Annotated in this window: 18 protein-coding genes; 3 read left to right on the top strand and 15 right to left on the bottom strand. The window is 71.1% G+C overall.

Annotated features, from left to right (window positions below):
* Window positions 1-59: 59 nt before the first annotated feature.
* Window positions 60-1,052 (top strand): DUF5667 domain-containing protein, encoded by a 993-nt coding sequence (locus V1227_RS30340; protein ID WP_329788765.1) that lies wholly within the window; start codon window positions 60-62, stop codon window positions 1,050-1,052.
* 82 nt (window positions 1,053-1,134) lie between these two features.
* Window positions 1,135-2,031: an HAD family hydrolase gene (locus V1227_RS30335; protein WP_329788764.1), complete on the top strand. Its 897-nt coding sequence runs from the start codon at window positions 1,135-1,137 to the stop codon at window positions 2,029-2,031.
* Between the two features lie 7 nt (window positions 2,032-2,038).
* Here the strand turns inward: V1227_RS30335 and V1227_RS30330 are convergent, their stop codons facing one another.
* Window positions 2,039-2,701: an ArsR/SmtB family transcription factor gene (locus tag V1227_RS30330; protein WP_329788763.1), complete on the bottom strand. Its 663-nt coding sequence runs from the start codon at window positions 2,699-2,701 to the stop codon at window positions 2,039-2,041.
* A gap of 65 nt (window positions 2,702-2,766) precedes the next feature.
* Here V1227_RS30330 and V1227_RS30325 point away from each other — a divergent pair, with 65 nt between their 5' ends.
* Window positions 2,767-4,041 (top strand): isocitrate lyase/PEP mutase family protein, encoded by a 1,275-nt coding sequence (locus V1227_RS30325; RefSeq protein ID WP_329788762.1) that lies wholly within the window; start codon window positions 2,767-2,769, stop codon window positions 4,039-4,041.
* Here V1227_RS30325 and V1227_RS30320 read toward each other — a convergent pair.
* The 14 genes from V1227_RS30320 to V1227_RS30255 form a co-directional block, all read right to left on the bottom strand.
* A complete protein-coding gene (locus tag V1227_RS30320; RefSeq protein WP_329788761.1) occupies window positions 4,010-4,969 on the bottom strand; it encodes a lysophospholipid acyltransferase family protein in 960 nt (319 codons plus the stop codon). The genes V1227_RS30325 and V1227_RS30320 overlap by 32 nt on opposite strands.
* Before the next feature lie 15 nt (window positions 4,970-4,984).
* A complete protein-coding gene (locus V1227_RS30315) occupies window positions 4,985-6,022 on the bottom strand; it encodes an NAD-dependent epimerase/dehydratase family protein (protein ID WP_329788760.1) in 1,038 nt (345 codons plus the stop codon).
* Window positions 6,023-6,297: 275 nt separating this feature from the next.
* On the bottom strand, window positions 6,298-6,399 hold the full coding sequence (locus V1227_RS30310; RefSeq protein WP_015105422.1) for a 30S ribosomal protein bS22: 102 nt from the start codon (window positions 6,397-6,399) through the stop codon (window positions 6,298-6,300).
* A gap of 120 nt (window positions 6,400-6,519) precedes the next feature.
* The gene (locus V1227_RS30305; RefSeq protein WP_030477960.1) at window positions 6,520-6,732 is read right to left on the bottom strand and encodes a helix-turn-helix domain-containing protein; all 213 of its coding nucleotides are present in this window, start codon (window positions 6,730-6,732) and stop codon (window positions 6,520-6,522) included.
* A 136-nt stretch (window positions 6,733-6,868) separates the two neighbouring features.
* Complete coding sequence (gene proC, locus V1227_RS30300; protein WP_329788759.1) at window positions 6,869-7,678, bottom strand: pyrroline-5-carboxylate reductase; 810 nt, start codon at window positions 7,676-7,678, stop codon at window positions 6,869-6,871.
* A gap of 10 nt (window positions 7,679-7,688) precedes the next feature.
* Entirely contained in the window at window positions 7,689-8,471 is a 783-nt protein-coding gene (locus V1227_RS30295; protein WP_329788758.1) for a thioesterase family protein, read from the bottom strand.
* Entirely contained in the window at window positions 8,468-9,364 is an 897-nt protein-coding gene (locus V1227_RS30290) for a proline dehydrogenase family protein (RefSeq protein ID WP_329788757.1), read from the bottom strand. Before V1227_RS30290 ends, V1227_RS30295 begins: the two co-directional genes overlap by 4 nt.
* A gap of 227 nt (window positions 9,365-9,591) precedes the next feature.
* Window positions 9,592-10,437: a sugar phosphate isomerase/epimerase family protein gene (locus V1227_RS30285; protein WP_329788756.1), complete on the bottom strand. Its 846-nt coding sequence runs from the start codon at window positions 10,435-10,437 to the stop codon at window positions 9,592-9,594.
* On the bottom strand, window positions 10,434-11,696 hold the full coding sequence (locus V1227_RS30280; protein ID WP_329788755.1) for a hypothetical protein: 1,263 nt from the start codon (window positions 11,694-11,696) through the stop codon (window positions 10,434-10,436). Before V1227_RS30280 ends, V1227_RS30285 begins: the two co-directional genes overlap by 4 nt.
* On the bottom strand, window positions 11,696-12,667 hold the full coding sequence (locus V1227_RS30275) for a Ppx/GppA phosphatase family protein (RefSeq protein ID WP_329788754.1): 972 nt from the start codon (window positions 12,665-12,667) through the stop codon (window positions 11,696-11,698). Before V1227_RS30275 ends, V1227_RS30280 begins: the two co-directional genes overlap by 1 nt.
* A gap of 27 nt (window positions 12,668-12,694) precedes the next feature.
* The gene (locus tag V1227_RS30270) at window positions 12,695-13,375 is read right to left on the bottom strand and encodes a response regulator transcription factor (protein WP_053737067.1); all 681 of its coding nucleotides are present in this window, start codon (window positions 13,373-13,375) and stop codon (window positions 12,695-12,697) included.
* Window positions 13,372-14,541 carry a sensor histidine kinase gene (locus V1227_RS30265; RefSeq protein ID WP_329788753.1) on the bottom strand — a complete coding sequence of 390 codons (1,170 nt, stop codon included), beginning with the start codon at window positions 14,539-14,541 and terminating at the stop codon, window positions 13,372-13,374. Before V1227_RS30265 ends, V1227_RS30270 begins: the two co-directional genes overlap by 4 nt.
* A gap of 178 nt (window positions 14,542-14,719) precedes the next feature.
* The gene (locus V1227_RS30260; RefSeq protein WP_090094577.1) at window positions 14,720-15,466 is read right to left on the bottom strand and encodes a phosphoglyceromutase; all 747 of its coding nucleotides are present in this window, start codon (window positions 15,464-15,466) and stop codon (window positions 14,720-14,722) included.
* 107 nt (window positions 15,467-15,573) lie between these two features.
* Window positions 15,574-17,139, bottom strand: a complete 1,566-nt coding sequence (locus tag V1227_RS30255; protein WP_329788752.1) for an AMP-binding protein — start codon at window positions 17,137-17,139, stop codon at window positions 15,574-15,576.
* Window positions 17,140-17,238 lie beyond the last annotated feature (99 nt).

Raw genomic sequence — 17,238 nt, 5'->3', positions numbered from 1 at the left:
GGTGGCGGCAGGCAGAGCACGAGCGCTTCGCTCGTGCCGTTGAAGGCGGCCCTCAGCCGGTGGGCAACGACGACCTCGCCGAGGACCTGGCGATCGTCGAGCTGCTCAGGAAGATGGACGTCGGCCCGGACGCCGAGACGCGCGAACGCATGAAGCAGCGCGTCCTCACCGCGCCGCCACCCGAGAAACCGCTGGCCGTCGCCTCGGTAAGACGGGTGGGAGCGCGCGCACGACTGGCAGTCGCAGCGGCCGCGGTCCTGTGCTTGCTGTTGTCGCTCACCGGCATGAGCGTGCTGCTCAGCCGTGACGCGCTCCCGGGAGACCCGCTCTACGGCGTGAAGCGCACGACCGAAAGCGCCTCGCTCGGCCTGACCTTCGACGAGCAGGACCGAGCCCTCAAGCACCTGGAGTTCGCCGCCTCCCGGGTGACCGAGATGGAAACCCTGGCCGACCGCTCGTCGCAGGAGTCCGCGCAGATCAGGGCCCTCACCGACCTCGAAGCCGACGCCGTCGAGGGTTCCCGCCAGCTCACCACCTGGGCCACGACCTCGGACAAGACCGCGCTGCCCGCGCTCCGCGACTGGGCGCTCGGCCAGTACGAGAAGCTCGGCACCCTGCGCCCCCGCCTGCCCGGCGACGCGGGCGCGCACGCCGACACGACGATGTGGCTGCTGGCGAGCATCGCCCAGCGAGCCCACGACCTGGCCGCACGAGCCGGCTGCGCCGCCGTGACCAGCGGTTCCTCGGACACGCTGGGCCCGCTGCCCGCCAAGGACGCGTGCGACTCGGTCCTCACCGACCCGAGCGCGCCACCGAGCAGCAGGCCGTCCTCGGCAGCGCCCCCCACACCGGGCCAGCCCGTGCCGCCCGGCTCGGCGAACCCGTCGCCGGAGCCCACGCGGTCGGTGGCCCCCGGCACCTCGGCCGCCCCCACCTCGAAGCCGGGCAGCACCCCGCGGCCGTCGACCACCAAGCCGGAGATCACGATCCCGCTCCCGCTGCCCCTGCCGAGCATCTCGCTGCCGCTGCTGCCGGGGATCAGCTTCGGCTGAGCACCGCACCGGTCACGACGCGCCCAAGTCGTTCTGGACCAGCTCTGAGCAGGTTCGCCGGGCTGATCGCTAGGCTTGTGACATGGCAGGCAAGCGTGACGTGGAGAGCGACCGGCTGGCCCAACTAGCCGGCGAGGCATCGGCAGACGCGGCGATCCAGGCCGCCGCGATGGCACCGGAGCTCGAAGCGTCCCTGACGGTCCCGCCAGACCTGACCGCGGCGGCCTTCTTCGACGTCGACAACACGATGATGATGGGCGCCTCGATCTTCCACTTCGCCCGGGGCCTCGCCGCGCGCAAGTACTTCTCCACCTCCGACCTGGCAGGCTTCGTCTGGCAGCAGCTGAAGTTCCGGGTGGGCGGCCGGGAGGACCCGGAGTCCGTCAAGGCCTCCCGCGAACAGGCGCTCTCGTTCGTCTCGGGCCGCAGCGTCGGCGAAATCGTCTCGCTCGGCGAGGAGATCTACGACGAACTGATGGCCGACCGCATCTGGAAGGGCACGCAGGCCCTGGCCCAGATGCACCTCGACGCGGGCCAACGCGTCTGGCTGGTGACCGCCACCCCGGTGGAGCTGGCCCAGATCATCGCCCGCCGCCTGGGCCTGACCGGCGCCCTGGGCACGGTCTCCGAATCGGAGAACGGCATCTACACGGGCCGCCTGGTCGGCGACCTCCTCCACGGCAAGGCCAAGGCCCAGGCAGTCCGCTCCCTGGCCGCCAAGGAAGGCCTCGACCTGCGCCGCTGCACCGCCTACTCGGACTCGTCGAACGACGTCCCGATGCTCTCCGTCGTGGGCACGGCGGTGGCCGTCAACCCGGACTCGCAACTCCGCGAGGTCTCCCGCCGCAAGGGCTGGGAGATCCGCGACTTCCGCACGGGCCGCAAGGCGGCCAAGATCGGCGTCCCGTCGGTGCTGGGCGCCGGGGCGGTGGCAGGCGCCGTGGCAGCAACCCTGGCGTACCGCCGCCGCGTGAGGTAGCAGCAGCTCATGCGGCCGACACACCCGGCAGGCCGAGCGCCCGCCACCCCTGCTCCCCCTCCGTAGTGAGCACGACGGCCCTCGACGTGCCGATCCGGCGGATCCAACCGCGTTCGAAGAACATCGCGCAGAGGAACGCCCCGGCGGCACCAGCGAGGTGCGGGACGCGCTCGGTCCAGTCGAGGCAGGCACGGCTGGGCCGGCGCTCGCCCGGGTCGAAGCCGAGCTTCTCCAGCCAGACCTCACCCGGCTCGGTGATGGTGAGGTCGGCGGCGACCACGCCGAGGTCTCCCAGCCCGGCCCGCAGCGCAACCCCGAGCCGACCGGCGAGGTGGTCGTAGCAGGTCCGCCCCCGCGCCATCGCCTCCGACACCGCGGCCGCCCGCAACCCGCGGGGCGACTCCCGCGGCCCGAACGCCGCCATCACCTCCAGCAGCTCGGCGACGTGCGGTCCGGCCAGCGCCACGTACCGATGGCGTCCCTGCCGGTGCTCGACCAGCAGACCGCCCTCGACCAGCCGGGTCAGGTGCTCGCTGACGGTCGAGGCCGCCACCCCCGCGTGCAGGGCCAGCTCACGCGCCGTCCAGGCCCTCCCGTCCAGCAGTGCCCCGCACACGGCGGCACGGGTCGAGTCCGCGAGCAGTCCGGCCACCCTGGCGAGTCCTTCCACGGGCCCATTCTGCGACCGGAACACTTCGGCCGTCGCCGAAGCGTCCAGGCCCTAGCGTCGTCGGCATGAGCGAAGAGCTGCTGCTGCCGGTCCCGCCGGTCCCGCCGGGAGACGCCGGGGTGGCCTGGCTCAGGTCGTCCGTGGTCAGGTTCAGCAACGGCGCCGAGCACGCCCGCCGGCGCGCGTTGACCGAGCGGTTGCTGGACGGCGTCCACGTCACCACCCTCGACGAGCTCGCCGCCGCGGTCGGCCTGCCGGGTTCGCTGGACGACATCGCCGCGATCGCCCCGAGCTACCAGCCCCACGAGCCGATCACCGCGGCGGCCGACGCCGCCGTCGAACGCCTGGCCGGCTCCCGCGACGAGGAGGCGGCGGCCCGGATCGGGCTGCTCGTGCAGGCGTGGGCCGCCACGCACGCCCTCGCCGACCGCCTGCGCACGGGCGACCCCGCGCCGCCGGTGCCGGTCACGCGCAGGCAGACGCCCCGGGGCGTCGTCGAGGTCAGCCTCGAGCACCACCCGTTCGGCCACGGCCCGCACGCCTGTCCCGGACGGCGCCTGGCCACCCGGATCGCCAAGAACACGGCGTTCAGGGCCCTGCACCACCAGGCGGAACCGCTGGTCCTCCCCAACGCCTGGGACCACTCCTCCGCCGTCGCCCTGCACGCCGCCGGCTTCCGGGCGGTCGGCACCACGAGCCTCGGCGTCGCCGCCGCCCACGGGATCGAGGACGGGGCGGGACTCGCGGGCGACCAGGCCGTCGCGCTCGCGCGGCTGCTCGCGGACCTGCCGTTCCCCGTCACCGCGGACCTGGAGTCGGGCTTCGGCGCACCACCGGACGAGGTCGCCGGCCTCGTCGCGAACCTGGGCGTCGCGGGCGTGAACCTGGAGGACGGCCGCCCGCACGGCCTGGCCGACCCGCAGGAGCAGGCGGACCTCATCTCAGCCGTCAAAGAACGCGCACCGGGCGTCTTCCTCAACGCCCGCATCGACACCCACTGGCTCGGCATCGCCCTGAACGAGACCGAGGAGCGCGCACGCCGCTATGTCGACGCCGGCGCCGACGGCATCTTCGTCGCGGGGCTGACCGACCCGCACGACATCGAGAGGCTCGCCGCGCTGGCCCCGCTGAACGTGCTGGCCCAGCAGCGCACGCCGAAGGAGCTCGGCGACCTCGGCGTGAAGCGGATCAGCACCGGATCACTGCTGTTCCGGGCGGCCCTGCACCACACCGTCGCGACCGCGCGGGCAGTCCGCGACGGTGCGCCCGCGCCGCGGGCGTTCGGCTACGCCGAGGTGCAGGAGATGATCAGCCGAGGAACACGTTCCGGCGCTGGGTGAGCAGCCGGTACAGGGTCTGCTGGATCGTCTCGCGCACCTGGTCGGTGAGGTTGAACACCAGCATCGGGTCGTCGGCCGCGTTCTCGCCGAAGACGTCGGTGCGGATCGGCTCGCCGAACTCGATGTACCACTTCGACGGCAGCGGGATGGCGCCCAGCGGCCCGAGCAGCGGGAAGAACGGCGTCACCGGGAAGTACGGGAAGCCCAGCAGCCTCGCCAGCGCCTTGATGTCGCCGATCATCGGGTAGATCTCCTCGGCCCCGACGATCGAGACCGGGATGATCGGCACGCCGGTCTTGAGCGCCGCCGACACGAAGCCGCCGCGGCCGAAGCGCTGCAGCTTGTAGCGGTCCTTGAACGGCTTGCCGATGCCCTTGAAGCCCTCCGGCCACACGCCGACGAGCTCACCGGACGACAGCAGGCGCTCGGCGTCGGCGTTGCAGGCGAGCGTCTGGCCGCCCTTGCGGGCCAGGGCGCCGAGCACCGGCGTGCGGAACACCAGGTCCGCGCCGAGGCCGCGCAGGGGCCGGTGCGCCGGGTGCTCGGACGCAATGCCGTACGCGGTCATCAGGGCGTCGAGCGGCACCGTGCCGGAGTGGTTCGCCACGATCAGCGCGCCGCCCGCCACCGGGACGTTGTTCAGGCCGATCGTCTCGACGCGGAACCACTTCTCGTACAGCGGCTTCAGCGGCGGCATCAGCACGTTCTCGGTGAGGTCGCGGTCGAAGCCGAACTCGTCGACCTCGTAGTCGCCCGCGAGCCGCCTGCGCGCGAACGCCAGCAGGTCGGTCAGCCTGCGTTCCCAGTCCGGTGTCGCGGACTGCTGCTGCTCCGGTTCGGGAACCACCTCGACGTGGCGCGCTCTGCGCGCGGCGTCGCGTTCCGGGTCGTGCAGCGGGATAACGCGTGCTCCTGCCACTGCGTTCATCTCCTCAAAGCAAGATCAGCGGAAACGGGCGGCCAGGTCGAGGATTCCCCGTTCCGCGGCGGCAACCGTCTCCGGGTCGACGAGCGGCTTCAGGCCCCGCCCGTTCACGTAGTCGTCGAACGCCTGCTGGGTGGTCCACCGCGGCGTGAACCCGAACTCCTTCTTCAGCAGGGTCGTGTCGACCACGCGCCCCCAGTTGAGGAACCTCATCTGGTCGGGCGAGAAGTCGACGAGCCGGGCGCTCCGGAAGAAGCCGCCGACCGTGGGCACGGCGGAGCTGGGCACCGGCAGGTTCAGCCTGCCCGCCCGGCGGATCGCCTGCGACAGCAGCAGCACGCCGTCGCCGCCCACGTTGTAGACACCGGGCAGGTCGTGCACCGTCGCGCGCTCCAGGACCGCCAGGGCGTCCTCGGAGTGCAGCAGCTGCACGCGGGCGTCGTAGCCCAGCACCGTGGGCACGACCGGGAGGGCGAAGTAGCGGGTCAGCACCGTGTCGATGCGCGGCCCGATGAAGTTCGTGAAGCGCAGCGTGGTGACGTTCACGTCCGGCCTGCGGCGGCCGAACCCGCGCACGTACCCCTCGACCTCCACCGCGTCCTTGGCGTAGCCGGACGACGGCAGGTCCTTCGGCCCCATGTCCTCGGTGAACACCGCGGGGTCGCGGCTGCTGGAGCCGTAGACGGCGCTGGTGGACTTCACGACGAGCTTCCGCACCTTGGGCGACTTCTGGCACGCGGCCAGCAGCTGCATGGTGCCGATGACGTTCATCTCCTTCATCGCCGTGCGACCGGTGGGCCCGGCCGGGTTGGCGGTGACGGAGGCGTGGACGACCGTGTCCACGTTCGCGGTGGAGATGACCTTCGCGATCAGCGGGTTGCGGATGTCGGCCCGCACGAACTCCGCCCTGCCCATCCGGCGCAGCAGGTCGCGCGGCGGCGGCTCGGTGTCCACGCCGAGCACGCGCTCGACGTCCGGGTTCGCGGCGAAGCGCGCGGCGAGGTGGCCGCCGAGGAAGCGGCTGACTCCGGTGACGAGGACGACCTTGGGCGTCATGCGACTCCAAGCACGAAGGGCGGTGCGATTGGTCGATGCTACAGACCGGATCGGAAACCGGAGGGGGCCGGAACGCCGTCTTGACGCAGGTCACGCGGGCTTCACAGGCCAATCACCCGAACGGCGGCCCCCGTTCCCGCGGTGTGCCGCCCCGTCTCACCCAGTGGTGTGCCACGTCGGCGCGAGCACCCGATCAGGGGTGTGCGGGCCGGAGAAACGCAACCGCCGCCGGTCTCCTCCGAGAGGAGGCCGGCGGCGGCAGAGCGCACGCGGGCTTACTTGCCGCGCTTCCTGCGCTGGACCCTGGTCTTGCGCAGCAGCTTGCGGTGCTTCTTCTTCGACATGCGCTTGCGGCGCTTCTTGATGACCGAGCCCATGCGGGTTCCTTCGCTCTAGACGTTGCTTTGACTGGCGCGCCCCAGCCTTGGCCGTGTCAAGCACGGCGCGCCGGTAAGCACGATCGGCCTACCAGTCTACCCGGCGGGGTTCGCCGGCCTTCAGCCAGCGTCGAAGTACGCGTTCTCCAGGTAGGCGTGCACCGCCTTCTCGGGCACCCGGAACGACTTGCCGACCCGCACAGCGGGCAGCTCACCGGAGTGCACCAGGCGGTACACGGTCATCTTGGAGACCCGCATCATCGAGGCCACTTCAGCCACGGTCAGGAACTGCACCTGAGCGAGACCTGTTCGTTCGTTCTCCTTCGCAGGCATAAATCACCGCATCCTTCGACACGTGTCGTGCCGTCGGTCTTCCCCACCGACGGTTCGACACGCACGTGCTGCTCTGAGAGTAGCGGGACTGGTGTGGCTCCTGCGACGGCCAAGTGGCGCCGGGCCCTCACTTCGGTCAGTCCTCGTGCTGACGACCCAGCTCGACGGACCGGTCGCGGGCGCTCTCGATGGCCGCGAGCAGGGCCGCGCGGACGCCGTGCTTCTCGAGCTCGCGGATCGCCATGATGGTCGTGCCGGCGGGCGACGTGACGGCCTCGCGCAGGATCACCGGGTGGCTCGTGCCCTCGGCGAGCATCGTCGCGGCGCCCACCGCCGACTGGATGATGAGCTGCGAGGCCAGGTCGCGCGGGATGCCGAGCAGGATGCCCGCGTCGATCATCGCCTCGACCAGGAAGAAGAAGTACGCGGGACCGGACCCCGACAGCGCCGTCACCGCGTCCTGCTGCGACTCCGGCACCACCGCGACCTTGCCCACGGTCGACAGCAGCTCCTCGACGACCTTGAGGTGCTCGGCCGTCGCGTTGGACCCGCCGGAGACGGCGCTCATCGCCTCACCGACGACCATCGGCGTGTTCGGCATGACCCGCACCACCGGCGTGCCCGCGGGCAGCCTGCGCTCGTACAGGGCCGTCGGCAGGCCCGCGCACAACGACACGATGAGCGTCCCCGGACGCAGCACCGGCGCCAGTTCGGTGAGCAGCGGCTCGATGTCCTGCGGCTTGACCGCCACGACCAGCACGTCGGCCCGGGCCGCCGCGCCCGCGACCGTGACGGCCTCGAACCCGTACTGCTCGGTCAGCGACCGGGCCCGGGACTCGTGCTTCTCCGTGAACATCAGATCGGCGGCCGCGCGGCCGCCCTGCAGGAGCCCGGACAGCAGCGCCTCACCGATCTTGCCCGCGCCGAGCACCGCGATCTTCGTCATCGGTCAAGTCTCACACAGCGGGGGACAGCGCCAGCTGCCGTGCCTGGCACACCAGCCGCCCGGCCGAGTCGATGACCGTGGCGTCCTCGTCGAACCACTGCCCGTGCACCGCCTGGCAGCTGACGTGGATGCGCAGCCACCCCGGCGCGGGCCGCGCCCGCAGCAGCGCCGTCAGCTGCACCGTCGGCGACCACCCGAAGCGCCCGAGGTTGAACGTCACCGGCATCGACAGGTCCCCGGCGACCAGCGCGAAGTACGGGTCCGGCTGCTCGTCGACCGGCCGCGCCCACAGCTTGAACGTCAGCGGTCCGTCCGTGCGCCGGTCGAGGAACGACGCCGACTCCCGGTCCACCCGCAGGTCGCAGAGGGCGCCCACCTTGTAGGCACCACCGGTCGGGAACGTGCCCAGCTCCACCGCACCGGCCGGCGGCGCGGCGGGCATCGCCGGCAGGTTCACGTAGTCGGCCCGGTGCTCGGGGATGCGCCCGGTCGTCACCGAGGCCTCGACGCACACCTGCCCGCGCTGCTCCAGCGACACCGCGATGACCGTCGCCGTCCGCCCCGCCTTGCGCACGTCGGTGCGGACGAGCACCGGACCCACCTCGGGAGCCCGCAGGAACTGCGCGGACACGGCCAACGGCTCGGCCTCGACCACCTGGGCGGCCGCACGCGTCATCACCGCCAGCAGGAACCCGCCGTGGGGCTTGGGGCCGACGGTCCACTCGGCGGGCAGGGACGCGGTGAACGTTCCGTCACCGAGCGACCGGACCGCGCTGAACTGGGAGAAGGTCATGAGCGGCTGGCCAGCGACCGCAGGAAGAAAGTCACGTTGGCAGGCCGTTCCGCAAGTCGCCGCATGAGATATCCGTACCACTGCTCGCCGTAGGGGACATAAACGCGAGTACCGAGGCGCTTCTGCTCCTCGGGCCGGATGCCGTACAGCATCTGGTACTCGAAGTCGGTCTTGTCGTACCAGCGGGCCCGCTCGCCGATGATCTCGATCAGCCTCGGGTCGTGCGTGGCGAACATCGGGTAACCCTCGCCCGCCAGCAGGACGTTCGCGCACCGCACGTAGTTCAGGTCGACCTCGTGCGGGTCCTGGACCGCCACCTCGGGAGGCTCCGCGTAGGCGCCCTTGACCAGCCTGACCCTGCTCCCGGCCCCGGAGAGCTCCCGGCAGTCGTCGAGCGTCCGGTGCAGGTACGACTGCAGCACCGCACCCACCCACGGCCAGGTGCGCCGCAGCTCGCGCAGCACCCGCAACGTCGAGTCGGTGGTGGTGTGGTCCTCCATGTCGAGCGTCACGGTCGTCCCGCACTGCTCGGCGGCGGCGCAGATCCGGGAGGCGTTCGTCAGCGCGAGGGCCTCGTCGAACGACTGCCCGACCGCGGACAACTTGACGCTCACCTCCGCGTCCCCGGCCAACCCGGCGGCGTGCAGGGCGTCGAGAAGCTCCAGGTACGCCTGAACGGTCTTCTCGGCCTGAGCCTTGTCCGTGGTGTCCTCACCGAGGTAGTCCAGCGTCACCGGCAGCCCAAGACCCCGCACGACCTCGACAGCGTCCTTCGTGCTCTCACCAGCCACGAACCGCTTCACGACGTCACGACTGATGGGTGCGTTGGCGACGAGGTGCCGAACCGTCTCGTTGCGAGACGCGGCCATGATCAACGCTCGCAGCGGGTCCACACCAGGAACCCTAACTCGCCAGTCGACTTACCGGCGGCGGGGACTCACTTGCCTGGCAGGACGACGCGCAGCCAGCCGCAGCCGCAGGCGACCAGCCACCCAGGCAGGTGCGAGGTGCCGGCCGCACCCGCCAACGCGAGCCGACCACGCACCCAAGCCCGGCGCGCGCACTCAACCGCACCCGCCAACGCAACCCGACCCGCGCAACAAGCCGCAACGGACGCGCGTCAGCGGGAAAGCCCGGGCCGGGCCTTCCCGGCCCCACCCTCGGCAGCCCAGTCCAGGTGCAGCCGGGCGAACAACAAGGCCTCGGCCAGCATCTCCCGCCGAGCCTCCACGGACCCCGCCCGCCGGGTGTTGACCTCCAGCACGACCTGCCCGTCGAACCCGCCCCGCGCCAGCATCTCGCAGAGCTCCGCACAGGGCTGGGTCCCGCGCCCCGGCACCATGTGCTCGTCCTTCGGCGCACCGGAGCCGTCGGCGAGGTGGACGTGCCGCAGCCCGTCCCCCATCCGCTTCGCGAGCTCCAGGGCGTCCATGTGCGCCGCGGCGGAGTGCGACAGGTCGAGCGTGTAGTTGCGGTGGCCCACGTCGGTCGGGTCGACCGACGGCTTGAAGGCGTTCATCTCCACCGAGCGGCCGCGGCCCAGGGGGCGCTTCACCGGGAACATGTTCTCCACGGCGATCGCGATGCCGCTCTCGTCCTCCAGCGACGAGACCAGCTCGGCGAAGCCGTCCGCGTACTTGCGCTGCCACCGGAACGGCGGGTGCAGGACCACGGTCGGCGCCCCCAGGTCGGCCGCCGCCGCAACGGCCCGGCGCAGGCGTTCGGCCGGGTCGGGTGACCACACGCGCTGCGAGATCAGCAGGCAGGGCGCGTGCACGGCGAGCACCGGCATGCCCGTCCGGGACGACAGGCGGTCGACCGCGCGGATGTCCTGCGACACCGGGTCGGCCCACACCATCAGCTCGACGCCGTCGTAGCCCAGTTCGGACGCGATGTCGAACGCCGCTCCGGCGGGCTGCGGGTAGACCGACGCCGTGGAGAGCCCGACCGGGACGCGGGCGGTCAACTCTTCACCAGCAGCATCGCCGCTGGTGAGACTGTCACGATGAGGCCTACGAGCACGGCCAGGACGGTGGTCTGCAGATCGTCCGCACGGCGGATCTTTCGCACCAGCAACACCAGACCCACCGTAACGGCCAGCGCCACGACGAGCGCGGCGGCGGGTACCGCGCGCCACAGGTAGTTGAAGGCGAGCCACAGACCGGCGCCACCGAGCACGCCGACGGCGAGCTGGCCGATCATGACCAGCCACTCCTTGCCGGCCGACCGCGGTTCGGGTTCGGCGAGCTCCTCCGCCTCACCGGCGTCGTCGAGCCCGGCGGGGCCCTCGTCGTCGTCCTCGGCGTCGTCGTCGTTGTCCTCGGGGTAGTCGTCCTCGGAGCGGTAGGCGGCGTACTCCTGCGAGTCGTCGTCCACGTACGGGCCGGGGTGCGCCGCGGTCGACTCCATCGGCGCCATCGACAGGTCGGTGTGGGCGTTCGGGTCGTCGTCGCCGAACCAGGCGTCGGGCTGGTTGCCCGGCAACGGCTCCGGCAGCTTCGGCGGGGCGGGCGGCACGATCAGCACGGACTCGGTCTCGAGCGCGGCGATCTTGTCCACCGGTGCCTTCGCCGGGATGCGCGGGAGCTGCTCGGTCATCGCCTCGCGCGGCGGGCCGGGGACCGGCATCTGCACGGACGGCGGCACCGGCTGCGGCCTGGCGATGTCCGTCCGCGACGCGGGGCCCTGGTCGAGCCGCGCCTCGAGGCGGCCCGCGTCCGGGCGGGGCAGGTCCGAGCGCGACGGCTGGTCGCGGACCTGCGGCACCTGCCGGGTCTGCTCGGTGGCCGCCGGGGGCGGCGGTGCCGGTGCCGCGGGCTGGGGCGCGGGCGGAGCGGGCTTCGGCGCGGCCGGTCTGCGGACCTGCGGCGGCTGTGCCGGCGGCACCGGCAGCTGCTGCGAGGGCTGCGGCGCGACCTGCGGTTTCGGCTGGTACGCGGTGCGCTCGGCGACCGGTGGCGGGGCGGCGGGCGCCTTCGGTTCGGGTGCGGCGCGACGGCCGGTCGGCGCGACGTCGTCGTCGCGGATCGCCATCAGCCTGCCGCTGTCGGACAGGACCCGCTCGATGATCGTCTGGGGCGCGGTCTCCGGCTGCTGGACGTCGTCCTCTTCGTCCGCAGCCCGGCGGCGTCGCCGACGTGGCGCACTCTCTGCGCTGCCCCCGTACTGGGCGAGCAGCTCAGCGACCGTGCGCTGCGTCTGGTCGGATCCGCTCTCTCGACTCATCAACTCCACCGTGCCCCGGTCTGGCCAGTTTCGCTCTGGTCCGTCCCATCAGTGTGGTCCAGCCGCCGGAGGATGACACCCTCCCGGAGCGCCCACGGGCAAATCTCCAGCTGCGTGAGTGACAGGGCTCGCATCGTTGCCTCCGCGACCAGCGCGCCCGCCAGGAGCTGGTGGGCGCGCGAGGTGCTCACGCCCTCCAGCTCGGCGAGGTCGCCGGCCGACATCCGGGAAATGAACGCGATCAGCTGCCGCAGGCCCGCGTCGGTGAGCACCCGGCGCGCCCTGGGACCGGCAGACGATGGCGCGGCCCCGGTGAGCCGCGCCAGCGTTCGGAAGGTTTTCGAGGTCGCAACCACTCGATCGGGTTCACCCGCGCGTTTGAGCTTCCGCGCCACGGGCGCGAGCTGCTCGGCGAGCCAGTCGGTGGTCTCGCGGACCTCCGAGCGCCGGGGCGGGTCCTTTTTGAACCTGGTCCTGGTGAGCCTGCCCGCGCCGAGCGGCACGGAGAAGGCCAGGTCGGGGTTCTCGTCGTGACCGACGGCGAGCTCGAGCGATCCGCCGCCGATGTCGAGGCAGAGCAACTTGCCCGCGGACCAGCCGTACCAGCGGCGGACCGCGAGGAAGGTGTACTTCGCCTCGTCCTCGCCGGACAGGACCCTGAGGTCGACCCCGGTCTCGGCGCGCACCCGGTCGAGCACCTCGGCGGAGTTGCCCGCCTCGCGCACCGCCGAGGTCGCGAACGCCATCAGGTCCTCGCAGCCGGACCGCTTGGCCGACGCCTTCGCGGCGGCCACGGCGCGAACGAGCTGGTCAGCACCCGCTTTGGAGAGCTGACCGGAGTCGTCCAACTGCTCGGCGAGACGAAGGATCGTCTTCTCGGACGTCATGGGGATGGGGTGGGCACCACGATGCGCGTCCACCACCAAGAGGTGGACGGTGTTGGAACCCACGTCGAGAACGCCCAGGCGCACGCCGGAAACGGTACCTGGTCGTGTCCGTCAGGACTCGAACTTGTAACCCAGACCCCTCACGGTGACCAGGTGCCGCGGTGCCGACGGGTCCGGTTCGATCTTGGAGCGCAGCCGCTTGACGTGCACGTCCAGCGTTTTCGTGTCCCCCACGTAGTCCGCTCCCCACACGCGGTCGATCAGCTGGCCCCTGGTCAGGACGCGGCCGACGTTGCGCAGCAGGTACTCCAGGAGGTCGAACTCCTTGAGCGGGAGGCTGATGTCCTGGCCACCGACGGTGACGACGTGGCGTTCCACGTCCATCCGCACCGGACCGGCCTCGAGGATCTGCGGCAGCAGGTCCTCGGACTCACCGCCGCGGCGCAGCACCGCGCGGATGCGGGCGATGAGCTCGCGGGCCGAGTAGGGCTTGGTGACGTAGTCGTCCGCGCCCAGCTCCAGGCCGACGACCTTGTCGATCTCGCTGTCGCGCGCCGTCACCATGATCACGGGGACGGCGGAGCGCTGGCGCAGCTGCTTGCAGACGTCCGTGCCGCTCATGCCGGGCAGCATCAGGTCGAGCAGCACGATGTCGGCGCCGTTGCGGTCGAACTCCTCGAGCGCCTCCTGGCCGGTGGCGGCGAGCGCCGCGGTGAACCCCTCCTTGCGCAGCAGGAAGGCGAGCGGATCGGCGAAGGACTCCTCGTCCTCCACGATGAGCACCCTGGTCACAGCTCTCCTCCTGGCTCACCCGTGCCCGTCGGCACGAGAGTCGGGTTCTGTTCGGTCGCCGCGGCGGGAATCCGCAGCGTGAAGGTGGAACCCGTTCCTGGCAGGCTCCACAGCTTCACCTCACCGCCGTGGTTGGCGGCGACGTGCTTGACGATCGCGAGCCCCAGCCCGGTGCCCCCGGTGGCGCGCGAACGGGCCTTGTCGACGCGGTAGAAGCGCTCGAAGACGCGGATCTGCTGGTCCTCGGCGATGCCGATGCCGCGGTCGGTCACGGCGATCTCGACGTACCCGTCCACCAGCCGGCGGCTGACGCTCACGGGGCTGCCGGGCGGCGAGTAGGCGACGGCGTTGTCCAGCAGGTTCGTCAGCGCCGTGACCAGCAACGACCGGTCGCCCGGCACGATGAAGCCGCTCGGCTCGTCGGTGGTGATGCTGATGTTGGCCGACTCGGCGGCGAGCTTCGAGCGCGACAGTGCCTCGTTGATCACGACGTCGATCTCGGTGTCGGACAGCTCCGGCAGCTTCTCCGCGCCCTGCAGCCGCGACAGCGCGATCAGCTCGGTGACGAGCGTGCCGAGGCGCGTGGCCTCCTGCATGATCTTCGCGCTGAACCGGCGGACCTCGTCCTGGTCGTCGCTCGCGTCCAGCACGGCCTCCGCGAGCAGCGCCAACGCGCCGACGGGGGTCTTCAGCTCGTGGCTGACGTTCGCCACGAAGTCGCGCCGGGTCTTCTCCAGCCGCACCGACTCCGACTCGTCCGTGGCGTCCACGACCGTGAAGTCCTCGATGAGCAGGCGGACCTCGGCGTGCACGGCCTCCGGCTGCCGTCCCGAACGGCCTTCCAGCGGCGAGAGGTCGACGTACACGACCTCGTTGCTGTTGCGGACGCCTTCGGCTGCCTTGCGCGCACGGTCGTCGACGCGGTTGTTGCGGACGATCCCGAGCTCTTCGGCACGGGGGTTGTGCAGCACCACGTCGCCGAAGTGGTTGAGCACCACGATGCCGTCGTGGGAGTCGTGGACGATCTGCTGGATCAGGTCGGCGACCGTGAGGCCTTCCGGCTTCCTGGGCTGCCTTGGTGCGGTGAACCGGCCGATGAGGAAAGCGGCTATCGCGCCGATGAGCGCGAGGCCGATCGACACAGCGAGGTAACCCGTTGTGGTCACGAGGCGAATGGTAAGCAGCTCAGAGGTGTCCTGGCCTAGTGCGGAAGCGTGAACCGTGATACCCGCGACACCTCAGTGGACGGTTGTTCCGCACCTGGTCAGACCTTGTTCACCCAACCGTGTCCTAAGACGCGGAAAGGCGCACCCGATCTCCGGGTGCGCCTTTCTCGGAATGCGGTTACCGACCCTGGTTCGCGACCGCCGCGATGGCGTCCTTCGCCGCGTCCGGGTCGAGGTACTCGCCGCCCGGCTTGATCGGCTTGAGGTCCTCGTCGAGGTCGTAGCGCAGCGGGATGCCCGTGGGGATGTTGAGCCCCGCGATGGCCTCGTCGGAGATGCCGTCGAGGTGCTTCACGAGCGCGCGCAGCGAGTTGCCGTGCGCCGCCACGAGGACCGTCTTGCCCGTGCGCAGGTCCGGCACGATCGCCTCGTCCCAGTACGGGAGCATGCGCTTCACGACGTCGAGCAGGCACTCGGTCAGCGGCAGGTCGGGGCCGAGGCCCGCGTAGCGCGGGTCGGTGTCCTGGCTGAACTCGCTGCCGGGCTCGATGGGCGGCGGCGGGGTGTCGTAGGAGCGGCGCCAGAGCATGAACTGCTCCTCGCCGAACTCCTCCAGCGTCTGCTTCTTGTTCTTGCCCTGCAACGCGCCGTAGTGGCGCTCGTTCAGGCGCCAGTCGCGGCGGACCGGGATCCAGTGCCGGTCGGCGGCGTCGAGCGCCAGGTTCGCGGTCATGATCGCCCGGCGCATCAGGCTGGTGTGCAGGACCTCCGGCAGCACACCCGCCTCGCGCAGCAGCTGACCGCCGCGACGGGCCTCCTTCTCGCCCTTCTCCGACAGGGGAACGTCCACCCAGCCGGTGAACAGGTTCTCCGCGTTCCACGTGCTCTCGCCGTGGCGGAGCAGCACCAAGGTTCCGACAGACATGCCGGTTAGCCTGCCATGCCGCCCCTCCCGCCGTACCCCGGCAGGTCGTCGTGCCCCACGGCGAACGCCTCCGGCGGTGGTCCCGCCGGGGGCGTTCGCCGGACGGATCAGGCCTGTTCGCGTGCCCTGAGGTCCTTGCGCAGGATCTTGCCCGCCGCCGACTTCGGGATCGCCTCGATGAACTCCACCACGCGCACCTTCTTGTGCGGCGCGACCTGCGAGGCCACGAACGCCATGACGGCGTCGGCGTCCAGGGTCGAGTCCTCCTGCCGGACCACGAACGCCTTCGGGATCTCCTCGCCGTCCGCGTCGCGCACGCCGATGACCGCCGCGTCGGCGATCTCCTCGTGCGTCAGCAGGACGGCCTCCAGCTCGGCCGGCGGCACCTGGTAGCCCTTGTACTTGATCAGTTCCTTGACGCGGTCGACGATCGAGACGATGCCGTCGTCGTCGATCACGGCCACGTCGCCGGTGTGCAGCCAGCCCTCGTCGTCGATGGTCGCGGCGGTGGCCTCCGGGTTGTTCAGGTAGCCCTTCATGATGTTCGGGCCCTTGCACCACAGCTCGCCGCGCTCGCCGGCACCGACGTCCCGGCCGGTGGCCGGGTCGACCAGGCGGCACTCCAGGTTCGGGATGATCACGCCGACGGTGCCGATCGAGATGTCCTCGCGGCCGTCCGGGATGGCGTGGCTGACCGGCGACATCTCGGTCATGCCGTAGCCCTGCGAGACCTTGCAGCCGATGCGCTTCTTCACGGCGTCGGCCAGGTCCTCGTCGAGCGGAGCCGCGCCCGAGAAGAGCAGCTTCATCGGGGACAGGTCGTAGTTGTCGACGATCGGGTGCTTCGCCAGGGCGACGGCGACCGGCGGCGCGATGTAGACGCGGTCGGTCCTGTGCTCGGCGATGACCCTCAGGAACTCCGGCAGCTCGAACTTCGGCAGCGTCACGACCACGCCGCCGATGTAGAGGCCGTTGTTCATCAGGACCTGCATGCCGTAGATGTGGAAGAACGGCAGCACGGCGAGGATCCGCGTGTGCGGGCCCACGTCGGACAGGATCGGTCGGCACTGCACGAGGTTCGCGACCAGGTTGCGGTGCGTCAGCATCACGCCCTTGGGCAACGCGGTCGTGCCGGACGAGTACGGCAGCACCGCGATGTCGTTGGCGGGGTCGATGGTCACCTCGGGCACCGGGTGCGTGTTCGCCAGCAGCTCGGGCAGCGACGGGTAGCCCTCGGCGCCGTCGAGCACGACCACGTCGGTCACGCCCGCCTTCTCGGCTCCCCCGGCCGCGTTCGGCAGCAGCACCGAGACCGTGAACAGCATCTTCGCGCCCGCGTCGTGCAGCTGGTGCGCGACCTCGTCGGGCGTGTAGAGCGCGTTGATCGTGGTGGCCGTGGCGCCCGCCCGCAGGATGCCGTGGAAGACGACGGCGTAGTACGGCGTGTTCGGGCTCAGGATGCCGACGACATCACCTTTGCCGATACCTCGCGCGGCCAGCGCGGCCGCCAGGCGGTCGACGGCACCGGCGAGCTGCCCGTAGGTCAGCGTCGCGCCGGACATGCCGTCGATGAGCGCAACCCTGTCCGCCCGGTCGGCGATGTCGCCGAACAACAGCTGGTGCAGCGACACGTCGGGGATCTCGACATCGGGGAACGGACTGCGAAAGACCATGCGGCGACCTCATTCACTCGCTGAACACCCAGCCTGTGGGGTCATCGTGAGCCAGGCCACTGAACTGGTCAAGGACTGATGGATCGCTACAGATGCGTT

Origin of the sequence: Lentzea sp. DG1S-22 (assembly GCF_036321065.1) — a bacterium.
GTDB lineage: Bacteria > Actinomycetota > Actinomycetes > Mycobacteriales > Pseudonocardiaceae > Lentzea > Lentzea jiangxiensis.
The sequence above is the reverse complement of the archived record's forward strand: the minus strand, read 5'-3'. Positions and strand labels throughout refer to the sequence as shown.